The following is a 23,937-nucleotide window of genomic DNA, read 5'->3' as shown; positions in this document are numbered from 1 at the left end:
GCCGCGCCTTGTCCGGGACACGAGTGCGCGTGTCGCGCCCCCTAGCAGCCAACAGCCGTTCACATCCTCACGCTCTTGTCAGCGCGCGCACCCGTGCGACCGGCATCTTTCCCGGAAAGTGTTGTTTTCAAGTCATTTACTTTGTTTCGAACATTTCCTTTGTTCCCGCTGCCGGCAGGCCCTCGGCGGCCGCGCGCGGAAACCATCCGGTTAACAGGCGCGGTTAAGAATAAGCGCCAACGAGGGCCTGGCGCGGCGACGATTGCCGGGTGCTGTGTATTTTTTGGACGATCCGTTTGGGCAAGGGGAAGCATCGATGTCGATGAGGATTGCGGTGGCGCTGGCCGCCACCATCGGGGTTGGGGTCTTGATGTCGACCGCGGCACAGGCGCGGCCGGAGCTGGTGGGCGCACACCTCGCCGACTATTCGCCGGGCACCATCGTGGTCAAGACAAGCGAGCGGCGGCTCTATCTCATCCTCGATAACGGCCACGCCGTGCGCTATCCGGTCGGCGTCGGCAAGGCCGGCAAGCAATGGGCCGGCACGACGAAGATCGAGGGCAAGTATCTCAACCCGGCCTGGGCGCCGCCCGCCGAGGTGAAGCGCGACAAGCCTGATATCCCCGACGTCATTCCCGGCGGCTCGCCACGCAACCCGATGGGCGTCGCGGCGATGACGCTGGCCGGCGGCGAATACGCCATCCACGGCACCAACGTGCCGGGCTCGATCGGCGGCTTCGTCTCCTATGGCTGCATCCGCATGCTCAACGACGACATCACCGATCTCTACAGCCGCGTCTCCGTCGGCACGACGGTGGTGGTGACGCGCTGATCGCCTGAATCAGTCGAGATCAAAGCTGCGTGTTGCGACGCGGCTTTCTTGTTACCACAAGCGCCAGCCCCGCGCGCACCAGCCGTCGCGATGGCCGCCATTGTAACTGCGCACAAAGCCGCCGGCGAGCATTGCCGCCGCAACGCTCGCAGTCTTTCGGGTGGCGACGTCGGCGAGAACGCGACCGTATTTGTCGGGGCCGAGATTGGTGATCGTCACGCCCCCCTGACTGAGCAGATCGCGCAACGCGCGGGCAGCAGCTTCGGCCTTGTTCAGCTCCTCCTGGCAGGACGCTTTCAGTTCGGGCGCATCGATGCCGCGCAGCCGCACACGTGCGACGAGATCGCCGCCGTTGTGCTGGTGCACGCGCGCCAGAAACGTGTCGCCGTCGACGGTGCGAATGACCTCGACCGGTTGACGAACACCCGCCGCGCCGGACTGCTTCAGGATGATCTCGGCATCGCGCGACCGTTCGTCATCCACATGCGGGATGGGCCAGATCGTTCCCTGGCGGAAGCCGAGCACGACGGCCGTCACAACGCCGACCACGAACATCCACGGCAACAGTCCGGAGAAACGACGGCCGAGCGGCGAGCCGCTGTATGAAGTCCGGTAGGGACGGCTGGGATCGAAGCGCGACATCCGCGCACGCTAGGGCTGAGTCGGCTGAACCGGCAAGATGGCTCATGAGGAGCGCGCGTCAAGCGGCGTCTCAAAAGTCCGAAGCGATGCCGTTGCGCTCCCAATCGCCGTAGCGGGTTGGCTCCGGCCCCTTTGGTCCCTGCAACTCCTTCGGCGCAGCTTCATCACGCGCGGCCGCCGCAGCCTGCCGGCGCGCCTCGGCTTCGGCCAACGCCCGCTGGGCGGCCGGCGACAGCGGCTTGCGATCGGGAGGGGAGGGTTGGTCACTCATCTCGGCGGGTTCCTATCGCAGGATCACGGGAAGTGCGAGGTCCAATAACGCATTGCTGAAATGGTCATTGCGGGCTGCAATCGCGAGGGTCCATTCTTACATTTGGCATATTCGCGTGCCAGAGATCAGTCTCTCGAGGCATGCGCCATTGCGGCGGAACTGCCGCTCGCTCAGAACCTTGCTTCCGCATGCCATCTCAACGTTTCGTCCCTCCATCCGAAGTGCCCGGTCTTGCGGCACGGCGGATTGCCGCCGACATCGTCGACGGCGTGCTGCACAAGCACCGCACGCTCGACGACCAGCTCGACGGCAGCGGCGCCCATCCCGGACTGAAGACGCTGGCCGACCGCGACCGCGCGCTGATGCGCCGCCTCGTCGCCACGGTGCTGCGCCGGCTCGGCACCTTGGGCCATGTGTTGTCCCGCCTGCTCGACAAGGGTATTCCCTCCGATGCGCCCCGCGCGCAGAGCGCGCTCCTGATCGGCGCGGCGCAAATCCTCTGGATGGACGTGCCGGATCACGCCGCGGTCGACCTCTCTGTTCGCCTCGTGCAATCCGACCGCCGCGCCGCGCGTTATGCCGGCCTCGTCAACGCCGTGCTGCGCCGCTGCGCGCGCGAGGGCAAGGGGCTGATCGAGGAGGTCGCGACACAATCGCTGGATCTGCCGCCATGGCTGTTTGCACGCTGGAGCGCGCATTATGGCGAGGCGACCGCACGCGACATGGCGCTGGCGCTCGGCCACGAGCCCTCGCTCGATCTGACGGTGAAGTCCGATCCCGCGCAATGGGCGAGCCGCCTGCATGGCGAAACACTACCGACGGGAACGGTGCGGATGCTGCTGCACGGTTCGGTGACCATGCTGCCCGGCTTCGCCGAAGGACAATGGTGGGTGCAGGACGCCGCTGCCGCCTTGCCGGCCCGGCTGTTCGGCGACGTCAAGGGCAAGTCCATTGCCGATCTCTGCGCCGCCCCCGGTGGCAAGACCGCGCAGCTGGCGCATGCCGGCGCGCGTGTCACGGCCATCGACCGCTCGCCCGCGCGAGTGGCGCGGTTGCGCGAAAACCTGGCGCGACTGTCGCTCCAGGCGGAGACCGTCGTTGCTGACGCCGTGGAATGGGCCGGCCCGGCCGAGGCCTTCGACGGTATTCTGATCGACGCGCCCTGCACCTCGACCGGCACGATCCGCCGTCATCCCGACGTGGCATGGCTGCGGCAGGAATCCGACATCGCCGCGCTGGCGGCGCTGCAGCAGCGGCTGCTGCGAAAATCGGTGTCGCTGCTCAAGCCCGGCGGGACGCTCGTCTATTGCACCTGTTCGCTGGAACCCGAGGAAGGCGAACAGGCCGTGGCGGCGCTGCTCGCCGCCGAGCCTGCGCTTCGCCGTGTTCCGATCGACGCGTCGGAGGTCGCAGGCCTCGACGAAATCCTTAACCGGGACGGCGATCTTCGCACCTTGCCCTGCCATCTGCCGAACGCCGATCCCAAGCTCGGCGGCCTCGACGGATTTTTCGCGGCCCGGCTCGTTAAATCCTGATTTTGCACTGGATTTTGCGATCACGACGCTGATTCGCGCCGTTCAAGGTGGTGTCAGCCGTCCGATTTTGGGATTAATAAGGATTCGTCGTTAATCCTCTCCCCCTTCAAGGCAAGGCGTGTCGGTCGCTCAACGCAGACATATCTCGACGCTGGTCATGAACCGCTTCGCGCGGAACATGCTCGCGCGCGCGAGCGGCGGTTCCGTTGCGCTGTCGCGGGTCTGGCCCGGCCGCACCGATCGGCTGATCATCGCACCGCACGACCTGCGCACCGCGGACGCGACCCGCGCCGCGGAAATCTATGCCGGCCGGTTCGTCTTCGCCGGCAAGATCGTCAATTGCCACGGCCGCTCGATCTTCGATCTCGAGCCGCCGTCGGAGGATTGGGAAGTTGCGCTGCTCGGCTTCGGCTGGTTGCGTCATTTGCGTGCCGCCGACACCGCGCTGACGCGGGCGAATGCGCGCGCACTCATCGAGGACTGGATCGCCAACCCCGCCAACAAGCGCCGCCCGGTCGCGCGCCGCGCAGACGTGCTGGCCAGACGCGTGATCTCGCTGCTGTCGCAGGCGCCGCTGGTGCTGGGCGAGACCGACAACAAGTTCTATCGCCGTTATCTGCGCGCCTTGGCCCGCGAGATCCGATTCCTGCGCTACGCCATGGTCGACATTCCGGACGGGGTGCCGAAGCTCCAGGTGCTGATCGCGCTGTGCTACGCGGCCCTGTGTCTCGCCAACCAGGCGCGACACATCCGGAGCGCCTCGAAGAAGCTGTCGGACGAATTGCAGCGGCAGATCCTGCCCGACGGTGGCCACATCTCCCGCAACCCGGGCGCGCTGATCGAACTCCTGATCGACCTGCTGCCACTGCGGCAGACCTTCGCCGCGCGCAACATCGCGCCGCCGCCGGCGCTGCTCAACGCGATCGATCGCATGATGCCGATGCTGCGCTTCTTCCGGCACGGCGACGGCAATTTCGCCCTGTTCAACGGCATGAGCGCGACCTCTTCGGACCTGCTCGCCACGCTGCTCGCCTATGACGACACCCACGGCGTGCCGATGGCGAACATGCCGCATACCGGCTTCCAGCGCCTCGATGCCGGCCAGACCACGCTGATCATCGACACCGGCCCGCCGCCGCCGGCCGGCGTCAGCCACGACGCCCACGCCGGCTGCCTGTCGTTCGAACTGTCGTCCGGCATCAGCCGCATCGTCACCAATTGCGGCATGCCGACCACGGGCCGCGACAATTGGCGACCGTTCGCACGCAGCACGGCGGCGCATTCGACGCTGACCTATCACGAGACCTCGTCATGCCAGTTCGTCGAGATGTCGGCGATGAAGCGGCTCCTGCACGGCGCGCCCATCACCAGCGGTCCCGTCGAGGTCGAGAGCTATCGCGAGATCATGCAGAACGGCACGCTGCTCACCACATCGCATGACGGCTACCTCGCCAAGTTCGGGGCAATCCACCGTCGCGTGCTGATGATCGCCAATGACGGCGCACGCATCGATGGCGAGGACACGCTCTCGCCGCCGCAGGGCCGACGCTTCAAGGGCGCGGATGCCGATTTCGCGCTGCGCTTCCATCTGCATCCGGCGGTGAAGGCGAGCCGGCTCTCGGATGCCCGCGGCGTGATGCTGGTGCTGCCGAACCGCGACGTCTGGACCTTCGAGGCGCTCGACGACAAGGTCGACCTCGAGGACAGCGTGTTCCTGGCCGGCAATGACGGCCCGCGCCGCACCGCCCAGATCGTGATCCGTCAGGACGCGCGGCAGGCGCCCTCGATCCGCTGGAGCTTTGTCCGCTCCACCGCCTCGCCGGCCGTCACCAACGCCCGCCGCAACGCTCGCCGCGAGCCGGAACTTCCGCTGTAGTCGCGCGAATTCAATGCATCTCGTCGTTGTGAAAACGGGCAAAAGCTGCTAACGAACACGCGCTCGCGCGACTGGCGACCTTGGATGGAGCACCATCGGGAAGCGCGGGATACATCCGCCGCGCGCCTGGGCATAGACACTCCTTAAGACAGAGGATCTTGCTCATGACTGACCGTCCCCGCCGCGTCACCCGCGCTCTCCTTTCCGTTTCCGACAAGACCGGCCTGATCGAATTCGCAAAGGCGCTTGCCGCGCACGATGTCGAGCTGGTCTCGACCGGCGGCACCGCCAAGGCCATTGCCGCCGCCGGCCTCAAGGTGAAGGACGTGTCCGAGCTGACCGGCTTCCCCGAGATGATGGACGGCCGCGTCAAGACGCTGCATCCGAAGGTGCATGGCGGCCTGCTCGCGATCCGCGACAACAAGGACCATGCCGACGCGATGAAGACGCATGGCATCGCGCCGATCGATCTCCTCGTCGTCAATCTCTATCCGTTCGAAGCGACCGTCGAGAATGGCGCGGGCTTCGAGGATTGCATCGAGAACATCGACATCGGCGGACCTGCAATGATCCGTGCCGCCGCCAAGAATCATGACGACGTCGCCGTCGTGGTCGAGGCGCAGGACTATCAGGCCGTGCTCGACGAGCTGGCCGCCAACAACGGCGCGACCACGCTGAAGCTGCGCCGGCGCCTTGCCGCGAAGGCCTATGCCCGCACCGCGGCGTATGATGCCGCGATCTCGAACTGGTTCAACCGTCAGCTCGAGATCGACGCGCCCGACTTCCGCGCCTTCGGCGGCCGGCTGATCCAGTCGCTGCGCTATGGCGAGAACCCGCACCAGACCGCGGCGTTCTACGCGACGCCCGACAAGCGCCCGGGCGTCTCGACCGCACGGCAGCTCCAGGGCAAGGAACTGTCCTACAACAACATCAACGACACCGATGCGGCCTATGAATGCATCGGCGAGTTCGACGCCAAGCGCACCGCGGCCTGCGTCATCGTCAAGCACGCCAATCCCTGCGGCGTCGCGGAAGGCTCCAGCCTCGTCGACGCTTATCGCAAGGCGCTAGCCTGCGATTCCACCTCTGCGTTCGGCGGCATCATTGCGATGAACCGTCCGCTCGATGCCGACACCGCCCGCGAGATCACCAAGATCTTCACCGAGGTCATCATCGCGCCCGACGCCAGCGAGGAGGCGATCGCCATCATCGGCGGCAAGAAGAACCTCCGCCTGCTGCTCGCCGGCAGCCTGCCCGATCCGCGTGCGCCGGGCCTGACCGCCAAGACGGTGGCCGGCGGCCTGCTGGTGCAGAGCCGCGACAACGCCGTGGTCGACGACATGACCTTCAAGGTCGTGACCAGGCGGGCGCCAACCGATGCCGAGATGCGCGATCTCAAGTTCGCATTCCGCGTGGCCAAGCACGTCAAGTCCAACACCATCATCTACGCCAAGGATCTCGCCACCGTCGGCATCGGCGCGGGCCAGATGAGCCGGGTGGATTCAGCCCGCATTGCCGCGCGCAAGGCGCAGGATGCCGCAGCTGAGCTGAAGCTCGCAGAGCCGCTCACCAAGGGCTCGGTGGTGGCATCGGATGCGTTCTTCCCGTTCGCCGACGGCATGCTCGCCTGCATCGAGGCCGGCGCCACCGCCGTGGTGCAGCCCGGCGGCTCGATGCGCGACGACGAGGTGATCAAGGCCGCCGACGAGCACGGCATCGCCATGGTGTTCACGGGCACGCGGCACTTCAGGCATTGAGCCCGGAATCTCGCGTGACAATCTCGGGATTCCGGGTTCATCGCTCCGCGATGCCCCGGAATGACGGTCGGGATGCTACTCCCGTACCCGCATCAGCAGCCCCAGTCCTGCAACGAAGAACACCACCAGCACGGCCATGCCGGCCTTCTGGCTTGCGGTCACGGCGGTGATCATGCCGATCAAGAGCGGGCCGATGAAGGATGTCACCTTCCCGGTCAATGCGAACAGGCCGAAATACTGCGCGATGCGATCCTTCGGTGCGAGGCGGATCAACAATGTGCGGGAGGCGGCCTGGAGCGGGCCGCCGGCGGCACCGATCAGGCAGCCCAGCACGAGATAGGCGCGCTCCGCCGCGCTCCAGAACAGGGGAGCGCCTGCTTGCGGCGGTGCGACCTGGACGAACAGGACACTGTCCTTGTCGACCAGAAGGATCGCGGCCACCGACAGCAGCAGGACCAGCAGACTGCCGGCGATGACGCGCTTCGGCCCGAGACGATCGTCGAGCTTGCCGCCGAGCCATGCGCCGAACGCGCCGGCGATCGCGAGCATGATGCCGAAGGTGCCGATCTGGATCGTGTGCCAGCCGAACGTACCGGCGGCATAGATGCCGCCAAACGCGAACAGCGACACCAGACCATCGGTGTAGATCATGTTGGCGAGCAGGAATGCCGCGAGCGACTTCCGCCTGGGCAGGCCGTTGATCGATCGCTTCAGCTCGGACAGTCCTTCGCGCAGCGCCTCGCGCAACGGGCGCTTCGCCGGATAATCCGGCGTGAACAGGAACATCGGCATCACGAAGATGATGAACCATAGCCCGGTCAACGGTCCGGCAGCGCGGTCGCCCTGATGAGTCGCGGGATCGAGCCCGAACAACGGTGTGAAGCCGAGCAACGTGCGACCGGTCTCGGGATTGGCGGCGAGAAAACCGAGCACGATGATCAGGCTGACGATGCCGCCGACGTAGCCGGTAGCCCAGCCGGTGCCGGAGAGCCGGCCGATGCGCTCCGGCGGCACAAGGGTCGGCATCATCGCATTGTTGAAGAGGGTGGCGAACTCCGCACCGACGCTGGCGAGCGCAACCGCGGTGAGCAGCAACGGAATGATGGCGTAGTCGCCGGGCTTGCCGATCCACAGCGTGCAGGATGCCAGCACCAGCACCACGCCGAAACCTGCGATCCATGGTTTCCTGCGGCCAGCCGCGTCGGCGATCGCCCCCAGCACCGGTGACAGCAGCGCGATCGCAAGGCCCGCGGCGGCCATCGCAAAACCCCACAGCGACTGGCCGGTGGCGGGATTTGGCGCAACGCTGGTCGCGAAATAGGGGGCGAACACAAAGGTCGTGATCAGCGTGAAATAAGGCTGCGCGGCCCAGTCGAAGAAGATCCAGCCGACGACGGCGGCGCGCGGCGGATAGGTCCGCGGCGCGCTGGCCATCCGCACATCGGGGGCAATCGTCGTCATCCCGCAGTCCTTATCACGAACAGTTTTGTCCCTGTTGGGGCAAACCGTATAGCATTGCAGCGAGGCGTGTGAACTGGCCCGAGGCCGCGGCGGAAATTTTGATGATGTCATCACATTCGACACGGCGGACATTCTTCGCCTTCGTAGCCACCCTGGCGTTCAGTCTCGCTAGCGCGACCGCTCAGGATGCGCGGCGGGGCTACGTGCCGCCCGCGCGCGACACGGTGCGCGCCGTCGCCGCCGAGCACGGCATGGTGGTGGCTCAGGAGAAGATCTCCGCGCAGATCGGCGCCGACATCCTGCGGCGCGGCGGCAATGCGGTCGACGCTGCGGTCGCAACCGGCTTTGCGATGGCCGTAACCTACCCACGCGCCGGCAATATCGGCGGCGGCGGCTTCATGGTGATCCATTCCGCCGATCGCAACGAAGACATCACGATCGACTATCGCGAGACCGCGCCGGCTGCGACCACGCCGCAGATATTCCTCGGCGCTGATGGCAAGCCTGACACGACGAAGTCACGGGATTCCGCGCTCGGCGTCGGCGTTCCCGGCACGGTCGCGGGCCTCGCGCTGGCATTGGACAAATACGGCTCCGGCCGGTTCACGCTGGCGCAACTGCTCGCGCCCGCCATCGCGCTCGCACGCGATGGCTTCATCGTCGGCGACGACATCGCCGATACGCTGCCGAGCTGGCACCCGCGGCTGGCGCGCTGGCCCTCCTCGGCCAGAATCTTCTCGCGACCTGACGGCACGCCGCTTGGCGAAGGCGACCGGCTGGTGCAGGGCGATCTCGCCGAAACGCTGTCGGCCGTCGCCGCACGGGGGCCGCGCGGCTTCTATGAGGGGGAGGTCGCCGAGAAACTCGCCAAGGCCGTGACCGATGCCGGCGGGATCATGACGCCGGCCGACCTCAAGGCCTATCAGCCGGTCATCCGCGCGCCGGTACGCGGCACCTATCGCGGCTACGACATCGTGTCGATGCCGCTGCCTTCGTCCGGTGGGGTGGTACTGCTGGAAACGCTCAACATCCTCGAAGGCTTTCAACTTGCCGATTTGAAGCAAGGATCGCCGGCATCGCTGCATCTGCTGATCGAGGCCATGAAGCGCGCCTATGCCGATCGCGCGCGCTATCTCGGCGATCCCGCCTTCGTCAACGCACCGATCGAGACGCTGATCGCCAAGGACTACGCCACCAGGCTGCGCGCGGGCATTTCTGCCGAACGCGCCACGCCGTCGAAGGAGCTCGTGTCCGCTTCTGCCGCACCGCGCGAGGGCAGCAACACGACGCATTTTTCCGTCGTCGACAGTCGCGGCAACGCCGTCAGCAACACTTATACGCTGAACTTCAGCTATGGTGTCGGCCTCGTCGCCGACGGCACCGGCGTGCTGCTCAACAACGAGCTCGACGATTTCACCGCGGCAGTCGGCGCTTCCAATGCCTATGGCCTCGTCGGCTTCGAGGCAAACCTGCCAGGCCCAGGCAAACGGCCGCTCTCGTCGATGTCGCCGACCATCGTGCTGAAGGACGGCAAGCCGGTGCTGGTGACCGGCTCCCCCGGCGGCAGCCGCATCATCTCGACCGTGCTCCAGGTGATCGTGAACGTGCTCGACTACAAGATGGATGTTGCGGCCGCCGTCTCAACGCCGCGGCTGCATCACCAATGGCTACCGGATGAGGTGCGCGTCGAGCGCGGCTTTCCCGACGACGTGCTGCTCGCATTGAAGGCCAAGGGCCACCTCGTCGTCGAGCCGATGGGGCAGACATCGGCGAATTCGATTCTCGTGACGCCGAACGGATTGCTTGGCGCGGCCGATCTGCGAACGCGCGGTGCGGAAGCAGCGGGGCAGTAGCCCGCTCTCTGCATGGCACGGCAGCGCGCGCCGGCTTGCGCAGGCCGGCGTGCGTGTTACCACCGCCCGGCCAAAGCAAAATTGCCAGGGAAACGCACATGACCACTGCCGATCCGAGCCAGCGCATCGAACGCGCCGCGATCGAGGACACCAGCCTGCTCGCCTTCTATCGCGACATGAACGCACCGGAGCGGCGGACGTTCTGGGCCTGCGCGGCGGGCTGGGCGCTCGACGGCATGGATTTCATGATCTACCCGCTGGTGATCGGCACCATCATCGCCCTGTGGAAGGTCGATGCGGCCTCGGCGGGCCTTGCCGGCACGGTGACGCTGCTCGCCTCCGCCATCGGCGGCTGGCTCGGCGGCTATCTCTCCGATCATATCGGGCGTGTCAGGACGCTCCAGATCACCATCATCTGGTTCTCGTTCTTCTCTCTGGTCTGCGCCGTCGTGCAGAATTTCGATCAGCTCCTGATCGCACGTGCCGTGCTTGGTCTCGGCTTCGGCGGCGAATGGGCGGCGGGCGCCGTGCTGATGGGTGAGGCGATCCGGCCTCAGTATCGTGGGCGCGCGGTGGGCTCGGTCCAGTCGGGCTGGGCGGTCGGCTGGGGCCTCGCGGTGCTGTCGCAGGCGATCCTGTTCTCGGCCCTGCCCCCGGAGACGGCCTGGCGCTGGATGTTCGTGATCGGTGCGTTGCCGGCACTTCTGGTGTTCTACATCCGCCGCTCTGTTACCGAGCCGGAGATCGCAGCCGAGGCCCGCGCCAGGCGGGCGGAAACGGGCAGTCATCCGAAACTCTGGGAGATCTTCACCTTTCCGATCGTGAAGACCACGGTGCTTGCGTCGCTGATGGCGACAGGCTGCCAGGGCGGCTACTACGCCGTCACCTTCTGGGTGCCGCAATTCCTGACCAAGGAGCGGCACCTGTCGATCGTCGGATCGACCGGCTATCTCGCGACGCTGATCATCGGCTCCTTCATCGGCTATCTCGTGGGCGCGTGGCTCGCCGACCGGATCGGGCGGCGTAATCTGTTCCTGATCTTCTCGCTCGGAGCCATGGCGGTGGTGCTTCTCTACACGCAGCTGCCGCTGACCAACGAGATCCTCTGGATACTCGGTTTCCCGCTCGGCTTCTTCGCCTCGGGCTATTTCTCCGGGATCGGCGCGTTCCTGACCGAACTCTATCCGACGCGGCTGCGCGGCTCGGGCCAGGGCTTCTGCTACAATTTCGGCCGCGGCATCGGCGCGCTGTTTCCATTCCTCGTCGGCGCGCTGTCGGCGACGACGTCGCTCGCGAATGCGATCGCAATCTTCGCGGTGGTGGCTTACGCGGTGTTCTTCATCGCCGCCTTCGCGCTGCCGGAGACGCGCGGGCGCGTGCTGTACGCCGATTGATATTCGATTGTCATCCCGGGGCGATGCGCAAGCATCGAACCCGGGATCTCGCGCCACAATCTCGAGATTCCGGGTTCACCCTTCGGGCGCCCCGGAATGACGGTGAAGAAACTACCGCCCGACCAGATACGGCCCGCCCTTTTCCAGCGCGCGCGCATAGGCCGGCCGGGCGTGGATGCGCTCCAGGAACGCCATCGCCCTGGGATGGCCCTGCTCGAGCCCGCCGCGCGCCTGGGCTGCTTCCAGCGGAAAGCTCATCTGGATGTCGGCCGCGGTGAACTCGCTGCCGGCGAACCACTCGCTCTTGGCGAGCTCGCCTTCCCAATAGTCCATGTGCTGCTTGAGCTGCGGATTGACCAGCGCGGTCAGCGCCTGGTTGCAGACCTTGCGCACCAGCGGGCGCAGCAGTGCCGGGGCGCGCTTCGGCATCAGCGTGAACAGCAGCTTGAGCAGCAGCGGCTGCATCGCGGATCCTTCCGCATAGTGCAGCCAATAGGTGTACCGCAGCCGCTCCGGCGTGTTCGGCGGCGGGATCAGCCGCCCGTTGCCGTAGGTCGCGATGAGATATTCGATGATCGCGCCCGACTCGGCGATGGTGTTGCCGTTGTCGGTGATGACGGGCGACTTGCCGAGCGGATGGATGGCGTGCAGCTCCTTCGGCGCGCGCATGTCCGGCTGGCGCTGATAGCGCACGATCTCGTAGGGCACGCCCAACTCCTCGAGCAGCCACAGCACGCGCTGCGAGCGGGAATTGTTGAGGTGGTGAACGGTCAGCATCGCGGGGTCCTCAGGGCTAGGCGTGGTCGATCGGCCGAGCGTTCGTGCCAGCCCGGGAATACATTGTCGAGGCGGCGGTGCGGATATTTTCACCCGGGTGTATTGACGTGAGTAATTTACCCGGGTATTAAGCGACCAACACGATCAATATGGCAATGATTCCAATGCAAGGGACTTACACAGCGTTCGTCGGCCAGCGCCGGCTGGCCTCCGGCACGGCCGGCGAGGTCGCGCTCGCCGTCAAGCGGGCAACGCAGCCGCCGGACCAGCCGGTCGTCATCTTCGACGACGGGACCGGGCGGTCGATCGACTTCGACCTGCGCGGCGAGGATCGCGAGGTGCTGGCGCGGCTGGACAAGCTGGCACCGCCGCCGGCCCAGACGGCTGAGACACCCGCAGAGCCGCGCGGCCGCGGCCGGCCGAAACTCGGCGTGGTCGCGCGCGAAGTGACGTTGCTGCCGCGGCACTGGGAGTGGCTCGGCGCGCAGCCGGGCGGCGCCTCGGTCGCGCTGCGCAAGCTCGTCGACGACGCCAGGCGCGCCAGCGGCGCCAAGGACCGCGAGCGCCAGGCGCGCGATGCGGCCTATCACTTCATGTCGACCATGGCCGGCGATCTGCCGCAGTTCGAGGAGGCCTCGCGCGCGCTGTTCGCAGATGACCGGCGGCGCTTCACCGGACTGATCGCCGACTGGCCGACCGATATCCGCGACCACATCGTCAAGCTCGCCTACAGCGACCGCGCTTAAAGCGCGGCGCTCTTCTCACAGCCCCATCGACGGCCGGGCCGCGCATTGCGCGGCAACGGCTTCGCACGCCCTGATGAAAGGCCGATCCATGTCCGCTCCAAAACCACTCTGGACCACATTCCTCCGCTTCCTCGCACCCTTGATGCTGAGCAACGCGCTGCAATCGCTGTTCGGCACCGTCAGCAATGTCTATCTCGGCCAGATGATCGGGGTGGACGCGCTCGCCGCGGTCTCGGTGTTCTTCGCGGTGATGTTCTTCCTGTTCGCCTTCGTCATGGGGTTGAGCACCGGCGCCACCGTGTTGATCAGCCAGGCCTTCGGCGCGGGCGAGCACGGCCGGATCAAGGTCATCGCGGGCACGACACTCGCAGTCGGCCTGCTGCTGTCGATTTCGGTTGCACTGGTTGGCGGGCTCTTCAGCCGTCAATTGATGATGGCGCTCGCCACGCCCGCGGACATTCTCGATGAGGCCAGCGCCTATGCGAGAATCATGCTGCTGACCATGCCGCTCGGCTTCGTCTTCCTGCTGATGACCGCAATGATCCGCGGCGTCGGCGACGCGCTGACGCCGCTGCTGGCGCTGGCGCTGTCGACTGCGACCGGCCTGATCCTGACACCATTGCTGATCCGCGGCGCGCCCGGATTGCCGGCGGCGGGCATCACCAGCCCGGCGTGGGCATCTGCGATCGCCAACGCGACGACGCTGATCGTGCTGGCGGCCTATCTGCTGCGAAAGAAGCACGCGCTTGCGCCGGACGCGGCGTTGCTGGGTCACCTGCGGCTGAACGGCGCCGTGCTCGGAAAGGTGCTCGGCATCGGACTGCCGAGCGCGATCGGCATGGTGGCGATGGCGATCGCCGAGCTGGTGCTGCTCGGCCTCGTCAACGGCTACGGGTCCGACGCCACGGCCGCGTACGGCGCGGTCAACCAGGTGATGGGCTACACGCAGTTTACGGCGATGTCGATTTCGATCGCGGTCTCGATCCTCGGCGCCCAGGCTGTCGGCGGCGGCGACAGGACGCGGCTCGACAGCATCGTCCGTACCGGCCTCATGTTCAACATCGTCCTGACCGGCGGGCTGGTGGCGCTGATCTATCTCGCGCCGCGCGCGGTGCTCGGCATCTTCATCACCGATGGCGCCGTGCTCGATCTGGCGAAAGGGCTGCTGTACATCGCCTTGTGGAGCTCGGTGCCGTTCGGCCTCGCCACGGTGTTTTCAGGCGCGATGCGTGCGGCCGGTGTCGCGTTCACACCGATGCTGCTGTCGATCTTCGCGATTGTCGCGATCGAGCTGCCGGCCGCGGTGATCCTGAGCCGCACGATCGGCCTTGCGGGCGTCTGGGCGGCCTATCCGATCGTGTTCTGCGCCATGTTCATTTTGCAGATGGGCTATTACCTCCTGGTGTGGCGCAAGCAGGCGATCCAGCGTCTGATCTGACGGCCTTAAGTATTATGACCGTCATTAAACGGTGGACCTGTGGCGCGGCCTGCGCCACAATGACGAAAAGCGACGTCAGGGAGAATGATTTTGACCCGCACCGCCCCGCAATTCCTGTTCGACTTCGGCAGCCCCAACGCCTATCTCAGCCATCTGGCGATTCCGGCGATCGAGCAGCGGATCGGCGTCAAGTTCGAGTATGTGCCGATCCTGCTCGGCGGCATCTTCAAGTCGACCAACAACAAGTCGCCGGCGGAGACCCTGGCCGGCATCAAGAACAAGCGCGAATTCCAGGCGGTCGAGACCGAGCGTTTCATCAAGCGCTTCCATGTCCAGCCCTATGTCTGGAATCCGCATTTCCCCGTCAACACGCTGAACCTGATGCGCGCGGCAATCGCGGCGCAGCTCGAGGGCGTGTTCGAGAAATATGTCGAGGCCGCCTTCCACCACATGTGGCGCGAGCCGAAGAAGATGGACGATCCTGAAATCGCGGCGAAGGCGCTGGCGTCCTCTGGCCTCGACGCGCAACGGTTGTTCGCCCGCGCTGGGGAACCCGAGGTCAAGGGCAAACTGATCAAGAACACCGAGGAGGCGGTCGCCCGCGGCGCCTTCGGTTCGCCGACCTTCTTCGTCGCCAACGAGATGTTCTTCGGCAAGGAACAGCTGCGCGAAGTCGAGGAGATGGTGCTCGAGAAGGGCGAGTAGTGAATGGCGAATGGCGAGTAGTGGAAACGTGACTCGCATTCCAGCGCTTGCTATCCTATTCGCTACTCCCTATTCGCCACTCGCGCCTTTCCTTAAGAACAACAATAGCGGAGCATCTCTATGCGTATCCTCGTGGTCGGCGCCGGCGCCATTGGCGGCTATTTTGGTGGCAGGCTGTTGCAGGCCGGCCGCGACGTCACCTTCCTGGTCAGGCCACGACGCGCCAGCGAGCTCGCAACCGCCGGCCTCGTCATCAAGAGCCCGAATGGCGACGTGACCTTGAAAAATCCGCCGACCGTGCAGGCGGACGCGCTCAAGGACAAGTTCGACGTCGTGCTCCTGAGCTGCAAGGCGTTCGACCTCGACGACGCCATCAAGTCGTTTGCCGCGGCGGTCGGACCGAACACCGCGATCATTCCGATGCTCAACGGCATGAAGCATCTCGACACGCTGGATGCCAGGTTCGGCAAGGAGCGGGTGCTCGGCGGCCTCTGCGCCATCGCCGCGACCTTGAACGAGAAGCGCGAGGTGGTGCAGCTCCAGCCGATGCAGTCGATCAATTACGGCGAGCGCGACGGCAAGATGTCGGACCGGGTGAAGGCGATCGACGAAGCCTTCAAGAGCGGCATCACGGGCGCCACCGCCAGCCAGAACATCATGCAGGACATGTGGGAGAAGTGGGTGTTCCTATCCTCGCTCGCGGCAAGCACCAGCCTGATGCGCGCCGCGGTCGGTGACATCCTGGCGGCTCCGGGCGGCCGGGACTTCCTGCTCGGCATGCTGGACGAGACGAGCTCGGTCGCGACTGCATCGGGCTATCCGCCGGGCGGGCCGTTCTTCGAGCGGGTGAAGGGCAACCTCACCGCCGAAGGCTCGCCGATGACCGCCTCGATGTTCCGCGACATCAAGGCTGGCTTGCCAGTCGAGGCCGATCACGTCATCGGCGACCTCATCGCGCGCGCCGACGCCGCCAAGGTGCCGGTGCCGAAGCTGCGTATCGCGTACACGCATCTGAAGGCGTATGAGAGGCAGCGGGCAGGGTAGGTCGTAGCCACACAATCCGCTGTCGTCCCGGGGCGCGCGCAGCGCGAACCCGGGATCCATAACCACAGGCGGCAGTGCGAGGCGATGCTCCCACTCCGAGTCATCGCAAAACAACGTCCTGTGGGTATGGGTCCCTGTGTCTGGGAAGTCTGGCATGATGATGGTGGGCGGGAAGCCGTTGGGTCCTTGGCGCTTGACGCCGTGAGCCGGCTCGGTCTCCCGCCCGTTCCATCTGTCAACCTGAACAGTTGCACGAGGCTGCGTCAACAGACCTCGCATCACAGGGACAGGCACCGTGATCATATCCTCTCGTTGCGTCGGGATCGACATCTCCAAACATCACCTTGATATTTTCGATGAGGCCATCGGCGTAGCGGAACGCATCGCCAACGCGACACAGGCCATCACACAGCTGGTGGCGCGTTGGCGATGCGATGCGCTGATCGTCTTCGAGGCTACGGGGGTCTATGACCTCGAGCTTCGGGAGGCTCTGCATCGGGCCGGCATCCGCTTTGCCCGGATCAATCCGGCCCGTGCCCGCGACTTTGCCCGCGCCAGCGGCCAGCTCGCCAAGACCGATCCGATCGATGCGCGGATGCTGGCGGCCTTTGCCCGCGCCATGAAGCCCGCCACCGAGCAGGCCGCGACGCCTGCTCGCAACACTTTGGCAAGGCTTGCAAAACGGCGGGACCAACTGGTTGCCATGAGGGCCCAGGAAAAGAACCGCCGCAGCGAAGCCGAGGACCGCGCCATGGTGGAACGCATCGCTCGCCTCATCGAGGTCCTCAATGATGAGATCGCCGAAATCGACACTGAGATTCATGCGCTCGTCAAAGCCGAACCGGAGCTTGCCAATGATGCACAGTTGATGCGCTCGGTGCCCGGCGTGGGACCCGTCGCTTGCATGCAACTCCTCACCCAGATGCCCGAACTTGGGCGTCTCGGGCCAAAGGAGGTGGCCGCTCTTGCCGGCCTGGCTCCCTTCAATGTCGATAGCGGGGCTTATCGTGGCAAGCGCAAGATCGGCGGCGGACGAAAGCGCGTCCGCGACGCCCTCTACATGGCTGCTCTCAACGCCGTTCGTCGCGCCGATCACTTCAAAATCTTCTATGACCGGCTCCGTCTGGCCGGCAAACCAGCAAAGCTCGCCCTCATTGCTGTCGCAAGGAAGCTGCTGACCATCCTCAACGCAATGCTGCGCGACCGAAAACCCTATAAAATCGCACCATCAACATAACAGTTGCCGGATCTGCGCTTCGCTTGTCCGGGACGACAGTGGAGTTTGCCGAAACAGCTCCGCGTTATTTCAGATGCGCGAGATAGTGTGACACCGCCGTAATCTCCTCGTCGCTCATGTGATAGGCGACATCAGCCATCGCGGCGACGCCGCCGCCGACGCGCTGGCCGGCCTTGTAGTCGTGCAGCGCCTTGACGAGATATTCCTCGCGTTGTCCCGCGAGCCGCGCGACCGCCTTGGTGCCGGCATAGCTGTCCGTGTGGCATGAAGCGCAGCGGCGGCCGGCGGCAACCTGCGCGCCCTTCTTCGACAGGTCCGGATCTCCGTCCTCGGCACCCTTCGGCGGCGCCAGCGAAGAAAAATAGGCGCCGAAATTGCGGATGTCCTCGTTGGTGATCTCCTCGACGATCGGCTGCATCTGCTCGTTCTTGCGCGAGCCGGCGCGGAAGAACACCAGCTGCCATTGGATGAACTGATCCGGCTGGCCGGCGAGCGAGGGGACGTTCTCGGTCTGCGAGATGCCGTTCTCGCCGTGACAGCCGGAGCAGACGGCGGCCTTTTCCTTGATCGCGGCATTGTCAGCGGCTCGGGCCGGGATGAATGCGAGCGCAGCGAGCGACAGCGCGCCGATTGCGTACGAAGAAACCTGGCGGCGCATGGTGAGGAATCCGATCTATCGAGCTCATCATTCGGGAGGCGTGCGGGGCACGATGCGCGATTGCGCATCTGGGAATCCATAACCACCAGCCGGGGTTACGGGTTCCGAACTTGCGCTGGCGCGCAATCCGGAACGACAGCGAGGGACTATCGACATGGAAGAGGCTGCGGCGCCTTTCGGCCGCCGCAGCCTCGTGTCGTGCGCGCGCTACTTCTTGCTGTAGCTGATGCGGTAGATCGCGCCGGCCCAATCGTCGGCGACGAGGATCGAGCCGTCCTTGGCGAGGATGATGTCGTTGGGACGGCCGAGATAGCCCTGGTCACCCTCAAGCCAGCCGGAGGCGAAGATCTCCTGCTTGGGATTCTTGCCGTCCGGCCCGACGATCACGCGCACGATGCGCGCGCCCTGGTACTTGTGCCTGTTCCAGGAGCCATGCTCGGCGATCAGGATGTTGTTCTTGTACTCGGCGGGGAATTGGTCGCCGGTATAGAACTTCATGCCGAGCGGAGCGACATGGGCGCCGAGATTCAGCACGGGCGGTGTGAACTCGGAGCATTTGTGGCCCATCGCGAACTTGTCGTCGGGCAGATTGCCCTGGTGGCAATAGGGATAGCCGAAATGCTCGCCGATCCGGTTGATCATGTTCAGCTTGTCACTGGGCAGATCGTCGCTGATCCAGTCGCGGGCATTCTCGGTGAACCAGAGCTTGCCGGTGCGCGGATCGACGTCGCCGCCGACCGAGTTGCGAACGCCGAGCGCCCAGATTTCGGCGTTGCCGGTCTTGGGATCGACGCGGCGGATCTGCGAGACGCTGGTCGGCGGGATACCGATGTTGAAGGGCGGTCCGAACGGCAGGAAGAACCAGCCTTCCTTGTCGACCGCGATGTATTTCCAGCCATGCGCGGCATAGGACGGCATGTCGTCATAGACGACCTTGCCCTGGCCGAGATTGTCGAGATTGGCTTCGGCGTTGTCGTAGCGGATCAGCTTGTCGACGGCGATGACGTAGAGCGCGCCGTCCTTGAAGGCGAGACCAGTGGGCATGTTCAGGCCCTTGAGGACCGTCTTGACCTCCTTCTTTCCGTTGTTGTCCTTGATGGCATAGACGTTGCCGAGGCCGAACGAGCCGACGAACAGCGTGCCCTTGTCACCCCAGGCCATCTGCCGCGCGGCCAGCACACCCGAGGCGTAGACCTCGATCTTGAAGCCCGGCGGCAGCTTGATCTTCTTGACGATGTTGGCGAGTTCGGCATCCGAGGCGCCGGTCGGCGGGCCCGAGGGCGGCGCGAGGCCCTTCTGCGCCTCGGTCTCGTCGCCGAGGAACCAGTCGTCCGGCGGATGGGTCCAGAACTCCTTGGTGCCGGACTCGTATTTCTTCAGCGGCTTGCTCTTGTCCTGCTGTTGCGCATGGCCAGCGCTGGTCCCCGCGAGAAGGGCAACCGCTGCAAGCGCCAGAACGGATTGAAAGACGGATCGATGGAATTTCATCGCGTCACTCCCCTAAGGCAGCCGTCAGGGCTGCGCATTATTTTGGTTTTGCCAGTCGAGAGACGAAGTTTCGGGTCCGTCAGAACGACAGACGCAAAAAGGTTAGCACATCTGCGAACGGTGAGAAGCGCACCGCCTGCATCGCGTTCACGCTCCGCAAAAATTGAGACGGAATGTCAATGAAGGGTCGAACGCTGCACGGCGACGCTCTCGCTGCAGCGCGGAATCGTAGTGGCGCACGGATCGTTTTGCCGACGGCACGAGGGGTGGCTCATGCAAAAACGCGAAAACAACCCCATGCACAGTAGAACGGCTCAGGCTGGCGCGCTCCCGGCGACGCCGGCCAGACATCTGAATCATCGAGCAAAATGGCGATTGCGACGTTTACGAGGCGACAGGGTAGGGGCCGTCGTCGAACATCGTGTCATGATAGCCCTTCGACCCGATCTCGCGTGCCAGCATGCTGCGAAAATCGCGGTCGCCTTGCAGGCTGCGCAGCACATGCGCGAAGTCGAATTCGGGCCGCCAGCCCAGCTCGCGCCGCGCGCGGTCGTTAACATAGACGCGGTCGATCGCGGGGAAGAGCCGCCAGCCGCGCGCCGCATAGAGCTGCGCGCACTCCGGATAGAGCTCGCGCACGATGCCCGCCGCATCGCACGCGAGCGCGGCGAGATGACGTGGCTCGAACGGGCTGGTGGCCGAGACGATGTAGCGGGCGAAGCCGATTCTGGCCGCGCGTTCGACGGCGAGCAGATGCGCGCTCACGGCGTCCGCGATATCCAGCCGGCGATAGAGCAGCTCGTTGGCCTGCGCGTTCTCGAGCGCGTAAGCCGACCGCATCAATGGATCGTCGTCGTCCTCGGGGAAGAAGCGCGAGGTCCGCAAGACCACGACGGGCAAACCGCGCTCGCGAAAGAAGAGCTCACAGAGATTCTCGGCCATCAGCTTGGTGGTGCCGTAGATGTTCTTCGGCACCGACGGCAGATCCTCGGTGACCCACACCGCGGCCTGCCCCGCCTCGGGGCGCAGCTGCGAGCCGAACGCGCTGGTGGTGCTGGTGAAGACGAAGCTCCTCACGCCGGCCGCCGCGGCCGCCTCGAGCAGGTTGAGCGTGCCTGACACGTTGGTGTCGACAAAGTCCTGCTTGGAGTGCGTCGCCACATGCGGCTTGTGCAGCGTCGCGGTGTGGATGACGGCGGTGACGCCGTCCATCTGGCGCCGCACAAAGGCGGGATCGACGATGGAGCCGACGGCATCGGTGAAGGGGGAGGGCTTGAGATCGATCCCACGCGCGGGGCAACCGCGCCCGCGGAGCGTCCGCAAGAGGGCCTCTCCGAGGTGGCCTGCGCTGCCGGTAACCAGAATTGTCATTGCAAGCCTTGCCCGCCCTTGCGCTTGACTTCTTGCGCTTCGTATTGCGCCTTGAGATGATCCAATGACGCATCGATGCCAGTCAGGAAAGAATTGTGCAGGAGGCGCTGAACGATTTCGGGATCCTTGGCTTTTGCGACGTTGCGCAAATATCCGCGCGTCGCAAAATCTCCAAACGGATCAAACGTCACGGACGGTTTTCGCGAAGATAGCGCGCCTGTAGGCGCACGGCCTGAACACGATCCAAAATCCCGGCGCGCTGGAGTGCGACGATGGTATTCTCGATAGGATCGAAATTCACGTCATCCCCGGAGAGCCGCGTCACGTGATGGGCAAAGACATCGTTCGATGTCGCGACCACTGCCACGTTGTTAGCGGCCGCCAACCGCTGGATTACACCAGCAGTATACTGGGCCTTGGTAGCGGAGCGCTGAGCAGACATGGAAATTCCTCTCCCCAAATATAGTGAACCGAGGCCTGAGAATCCATTGAGTTGCTGCCTTCCGGACGTCTTCACGTGCCCGTAAGCTCCCGAAAGACGTTCAAAATTGCTCCGACCCCGGTCCGAGGCCGCTGCGGCAAGTGCAGACCGCAATCGCCGTACGAGACGGCTCATGCCCAACAACGGCTCGCGCTTGTCCTTTGGAGTCTTTGAGGCTTCATACAGTGCTCTCCGAGGTTGGAGAGCGTTTCCTAGGCCAGCCTACGAAAACTGGAGCGGGCGAAGGGGCTCGAACCCTCGACCCCGACCTTGGCAAGGTCGTGCTCTACCACTGAGCTACACCCGCATCCTGTGTCGGTCGCGTGACGCGCCGGCAACGGCTGTCGTATGCCAAAAGCGGGAGGGGAATGCAACAGCTACCGGCGGCCTCAATTCGCAATTGAGGGCCCCAATGGACCCCGAAGATCGCCAAATCGACCGGAAAGACCCCGGAACCGGCGAATCGGAGGGCCTGGATTGAAATTCGGCCCATTCGGCCCAATTTAGGAGCCGACCACAAGCATATGATGTGGCGGCGTGCTAAAGAGCCGTCATTCCAGACATGACGAGGGAATCCCGTGACGATCATCGACCAGGGTAACGGAGCGGCGGGTCCGGTTGCGGCCGACCTGATCAAGGACACCACCACCCAGACCTTCGTGAAGGACGTCATCGAGGAATCGAAGCGCCAGCCGGTGCTGATCGATTTCTGGGCGGAGTGGTGCGGCCCCTGCAAGCAGCTCACCCCCGTGCTGGAGAAGGCGGTGAAGGCGGCCAAGGGCAAGGTCAAACTGGTCAAGATGAACATCGACCAGCATCCGGCGATCCCGGGCCAGATGGGCATCCAGTCGATCCCGGCCGTGATCGCCTTCGTCAACGGCCAGCCGGCCGATGGCTTCATGGGCGCGGTGCCGGAGAGCCAGGTCAATGCCTTCATCGAGCGGCTGACCAAGGGCGTCACCGCGCCGGGCGAGGTCAACGTCGCCGAGATCGTGCAGGAGGCCGAAGCGGTGCTCGCCGAGGGCGACACGGCGGCGGCGGCGCAGATCTATGCCGAGGCGCTCCAGCATGATTCGACGAATATCGCGGCACTTGCCGGCCTTGCGAAGTGCTACACCGTCTCCGGCGCGATGGAGCAGGCCAAGCAGACGCTGGCCATGGTGCCGGAGTCCAAGCGCAACGATCCGGCCGTGAAGGCGGTGCAGACTGCGATCGATCTCGCCGAGCAGGCAAAATCGCTTGGACCGGTCGCCGAGCTGGAACAGAAAGTCGCCGCAAACCCGCTCGATCATCAGGCCCGCTTCGACCTCGCCACCGCGCTCAACGCGCAAGGCAACCGCGCGGCGGCGACCGAGCAACTGCTCGAGATCATCAAGCGCGACCGCAAGTGGAACGACGACGGCGCCCGCAAGCAGCTGGTGCAGTTCTTCGAGGCCTGGGGCGGCACGGATGATGCAACCGTCGAAGGACGGAAACGTTTGTCGACGATCCTGTTTTCGTAAGGGCCTTTTTTGAGCATGATCTGTTCGGAAAGCCGCTCCACACTTTTCCGGATCATGCGCTAGCAACGCCAGTGGGACCGGGCAGATGCCGATCAACATCGAATATCGCGGGCCCGCCGACCTCCCGGAGATCATTCCGGTGTTTCCGCTGCCGGGCGCGCTGCTGCTGCCCCGCGGCCAGATGCCGCTCAACATCTTCGAGCCGCGCTACCTCGCGATGGTCGACGATTCCTTGCGTGACGGGCATCGCCTGATCGGCATGATCCAGCCCGACGTGGCGCACTCGCCGAAGAATTCGGACAAGCCGGCGCTGTTCCGCGTCGGCTGCGTCGGCCGCATCACCCAGCTCGCCGAATCCGGCGACGGCCGCTACATCCTCGAACTCACCGGCGTCGCGCGCTTCAAGATTGTCGAGGAGCTCGAAGTGCTGACCGCCTACCGGCAGTGCAAGGTGGATTTCTTCACCTTCGTCGACGACTTCACCGCGCGCATGGGCGAGGAGGAGGTCGATCGCGAGGCGCTGCTGGCCGTGCTGGCCGACTTCCTGAAGGCCAACAATCTCAAGGTCGACTGGGAAGGCGTCGAGAGCGCGCCCAACGAGGCGCTGGTCAACGCGCTGGCGATGATGTCGCCCTATGGCCCGGCGGAGAAGCAGGCGATGCTGGAAGCACCCGACCTGAAGACCCGCGCCGAGATTCTGATCGCCGTCACCGAGATGGACCTCGCCAAGAAGCGCACCAGCGGCGATCCGCCGCTGCAGTGAGGGGCGACCAAGCTTCCGCGAAGACTGTGCGCTCCCTCACCCGCCGCGCTCTCCGAGCACGTCGGCCTCTCCCGCAGGTGGAGAGGCGAAGCGAGCCCGCGGCTCG

The 23,937-nt window shown here is 65.1% G+C and carries 22 protein-coding genes, 1 tRNA gene and 1 riboswitch; of the genes, 13 read left to right on the top strand and 10 right to left on the bottom strand.

Going from position 1 to position 23,937, the window contains the following annotated elements:
* Positions 1-316 precede the first annotated feature (316 nt).
* On the top strand, positions 317-832 hold the full coding sequence (locus tag XH96_RS01290; protein ID WP_194390714.1) for a L,D-transpeptidase: 516 nt from the start codon (positions 317-319) through the stop codon (positions 830-832).
* Between the two features lie 51 nt (positions 833-883).
* On the opposite strand, the gene XH96_RS01285 is transcribed toward XH96_RS01290, so the two are convergent.
* Positions 884-1,474 (bottom strand): thermonuclease family protein, encoded by a 591-nt coding sequence (locus XH96_RS01285; protein ID WP_194390713.1) that lies wholly within the window; start codon positions 1,472-1,474, stop codon positions 884-886.
* Positions 1,475-1,544: 70 nt separating this feature from the next.
* Complete coding sequence (locus tag XH96_RS01280) at positions 1,545-1,745, bottom strand: DUF1674 domain-containing protein (protein ID WP_194390712.1); 201 nt, start codon at positions 1,743-1,745, stop codon at positions 1,545-1,547.
* Positions 1,746-1,933: 188 nt separating this feature from the next.
* On the opposite strand from XH96_RS01280, the gene XH96_RS01275 reads away from it, so the two are divergent.
* The 3 genes from XH96_RS01275 to purH all read left to right on the top strand — a co-directional run bounded on the left by XH96_RS01275 (position 1,934) and on the right by purH (position 6,913).
* Positions 1,934-3,280 (top strand): RsmB/NOP family class I SAM-dependent RNA methyltransferase, encoded by a 1,347-nt coding sequence (locus XH96_RS01275; RefSeq protein ID WP_194390711.1) that lies wholly within the window; start codon positions 1,934-1,936, stop codon positions 3,278-3,280.
* 157 nt (positions 3,281-3,437) lie between these two features.
* A complete protein-coding gene (locus XH96_RS01270; RefSeq protein ID WP_194390710.1) occupies positions 3,438-5,156 on the top strand; it encodes a heparinase II/III family protein in 1,719 nt (572 codons plus the stop codon).
* 57 nt (positions 5,157-5,213) lie between these two features.
* Positions 5,214-5,295, top strand: a riboswitch (ZMP/ZTP riboswitch).
* Between the two features lie 25 nt (positions 5,296-5,320).
* Positions 5,321-6,913, top strand: a complete 1,593-nt coding sequence (purH, locus tag XH96_RS01265) for a bifunctional phosphoribosylaminoimidazolecarboxamide formyltransferase/IMP cyclohydrolase (RefSeq protein ID WP_194390709.1) — start codon at positions 5,321-5,323, stop codon at positions 6,911-6,913.
* A gap of 75 nt (positions 6,914-6,988) precedes the next feature.
* Here the strand turns inward: purH and XH96_RS01260 are convergent, their stop codons facing one another.
* Positions 6,989-8,374, bottom strand: coding sequence for an MFS transporter (locus tag XH96_RS01260; RefSeq protein WP_194390708.1), 1,386 nt, complete (start codon positions 8,372-8,374; stop codon positions 6,989-6,991).
* 101 nt (positions 8,375-8,475) lie between these two features.
* Between XH96_RS01260 and ggt the strand changes: the two genes are divergently transcribed.
* Together ggt and XH96_RS01250 are read left to right on the top strand one after the other, a co-directional pair.
* Complete coding sequence (gene ggt, locus XH96_RS01255) at positions 8,476-10,227, top strand: gamma-glutamyltransferase (RefSeq protein WP_194390707.1); 1,752 nt, start codon at positions 8,476-8,478, stop codon at positions 10,225-10,227.
* 98 nt (positions 10,228-10,325) lie between these two features.
* Positions 10,326-11,621: an MFS transporter gene (locus XH96_RS01250; RefSeq protein WP_194390706.1), complete on the top strand. Its 1,296-nt coding sequence runs from the start codon at positions 10,326-10,328 to the stop codon at positions 11,619-11,621.
* 111 nt (positions 11,622-11,732) lie between these two features.
* Here the strand turns inward: XH96_RS01250 and XH96_RS01245 are convergent, their stop codons facing one another.
* Positions 11,733-12,398 (bottom strand): glutathione S-transferase family protein, encoded by a 666-nt coding sequence (locus XH96_RS01245; protein ID WP_194390705.1) that lies wholly within the window; start codon positions 12,396-12,398, stop codon positions 11,733-11,735.
* A 164-nt stretch (positions 12,399-12,562) separates the two neighbouring features.
* Between XH96_RS01245 and XH96_RS01240 the strand changes: the two genes are divergently transcribed.
* The 5 genes from XH96_RS01240 to XH96_RS01220 all read left to right on the top strand — a co-directional run bounded on the left by XH96_RS01240 (position 12,563) and on the right by XH96_RS01220 (position 17,568).
* Positions 12,563-13,144 (top strand): DUF2239 family protein, encoded by a 582-nt coding sequence (locus tag XH96_RS01240; RefSeq protein ID WP_246789906.1) that lies wholly within the window; start codon positions 12,563-12,565, stop codon positions 13,142-13,144.
* A gap of 88 nt (positions 13,145-13,232) precedes the next feature.
* Positions 13,233-14,582, top strand: coding sequence for an MATE family efflux transporter (locus XH96_RS01235; RefSeq protein WP_194390703.1), 1,350 nt, complete (start codon positions 13,233-13,235; stop codon positions 14,580-14,582).
* Positions 14,583-14,672: 90 nt separating this feature from the next.
* A complete protein-coding gene (locus XH96_RS01230; protein ID WP_194390702.1) occupies positions 14,673-15,287 on the top strand; it encodes a 2-hydroxychromene-2-carboxylate isomerase in 615 nt (204 codons plus the stop codon).
* A gap of 120 nt (positions 15,288-15,407) precedes the next feature.
* Positions 15,408-16,331, top strand: coding sequence for a 2-dehydropantoate 2-reductase (gene panE, locus XH96_RS01225; RefSeq protein ID WP_194390701.1), 924 nt, complete (start codon positions 15,408-15,410; stop codon positions 16,329-16,331).
* Positions 16,332-16,626: 295 nt separating this feature from the next.
* Positions 16,627-17,568, top strand: a complete 942-nt coding sequence (locus XH96_RS01220) for a transposase (RefSeq protein WP_194389766.1) — start codon at positions 16,627-16,629, stop codon at positions 17,566-17,568.
* Positions 17,569-17,632: 64 nt separating this feature from the next.
* On the opposite strand, the gene XH96_RS01215 is transcribed toward XH96_RS01220, so the two are convergent.
* The 6 genes from XH96_RS01215 to XH96_RS01190 all read right to left on the bottom strand — a co-directional run bounded on the left by XH96_RS01215 (position 17,633) and on the right by XH96_RS01190 (position 21,873).
* Positions 17,633-18,226 (bottom strand): c-type cytochrome, encoded by a 594-nt coding sequence (locus tag XH96_RS01215; protein WP_194390700.1) that lies wholly within the window; start codon positions 18,224-18,226, stop codon positions 17,633-17,635.
* Positions 18,227-18,433: 207 nt separating this feature from the next.
* Positions 18,434-19,714 (bottom strand): sorbosone dehydrogenase family protein, encoded by a 1,281-nt coding sequence (locus XH96_RS01210; protein WP_194390699.1) that lies wholly within the window; start codon positions 19,712-19,714, stop codon positions 18,434-18,436.
* 384 nt (positions 19,715-20,098) lie between these two features.
* Complete coding sequence (locus XH96_RS01205) at positions 20,099-21,085, bottom strand: NAD(P)-dependent oxidoreductase (protein WP_194390698.1); 987 nt, start codon at positions 21,083-21,085, stop codon at positions 20,099-20,101.
* Complete coding sequence (locus tag XH96_RS01200) at positions 21,082-21,276, bottom strand: hypothetical protein (RefSeq protein ID WP_246789905.1); 195 nt, start codon at positions 21,274-21,276, stop codon at positions 21,082-21,084. The genes XH96_RS01205 and XH96_RS01200 overlap by 4 nt, the downstream gene beginning before the upstream one ends.
* Positions 21,273-21,527, bottom strand: a complete 255-nt coding sequence (locus XH96_RS01195; RefSeq protein ID WP_194390697.1) for a hypothetical protein — start codon at positions 21,525-21,527, stop codon at positions 21,273-21,275. Before XH96_RS01195 ends, XH96_RS01200 begins: the two co-directional genes overlap by 4 nt.
* A 271-nt stretch (positions 21,528-21,798) precedes the next feature.
* Positions 21,799-21,873, bottom strand: a tRNA-Gly gene (locus XH96_RS01190).
* A 271-nt stretch (positions 21,874-22,144) separates the two neighbouring features.
* Here XH96_RS01190 and trxA point away from each other — a divergent pair.
* Both trxA and XH96_RS01180 read left to right on the top strand, forming a co-directional pair.
* Positions 22,145-23,068 carry a thioredoxin gene (gene trxA, locus XH96_RS01185; protein ID WP_194390696.1) on the top strand — a complete coding sequence of 308 codons (924 nt, stop codon included), beginning with the start codon at positions 22,145-22,147 and terminating at the stop codon, positions 23,066-23,068.
* A gap of 85 nt (positions 23,069-23,153) precedes the next feature.
* The gene (locus tag XH96_RS01180; protein WP_194390695.1) at positions 23,154-23,831 is read left to right on the top strand and encodes an LON peptidase substrate-binding domain-containing protein; all 678 of its coding nucleotides are present in this window, start codon (positions 23,154-23,156) and stop codon (positions 23,829-23,831) included.
* Positions 23,832-23,937 lie beyond the last annotated feature (106 nt).

Origin of the sequence: Bradyrhizobium sp. CCBAU 51765 (assembly GCF_015291725.1) — a bacterium.
Lineage (GTDB): Bacteria > Pseudomonadota > Alphaproteobacteria > Rhizobiales > Xanthobacteraceae > Bradyrhizobium > Bradyrhizobium liaoningense.
Note: the sequence above shows the minus strand (reverse complement) of the source record. Positions and strands in the feature narration are given on the sequence as shown.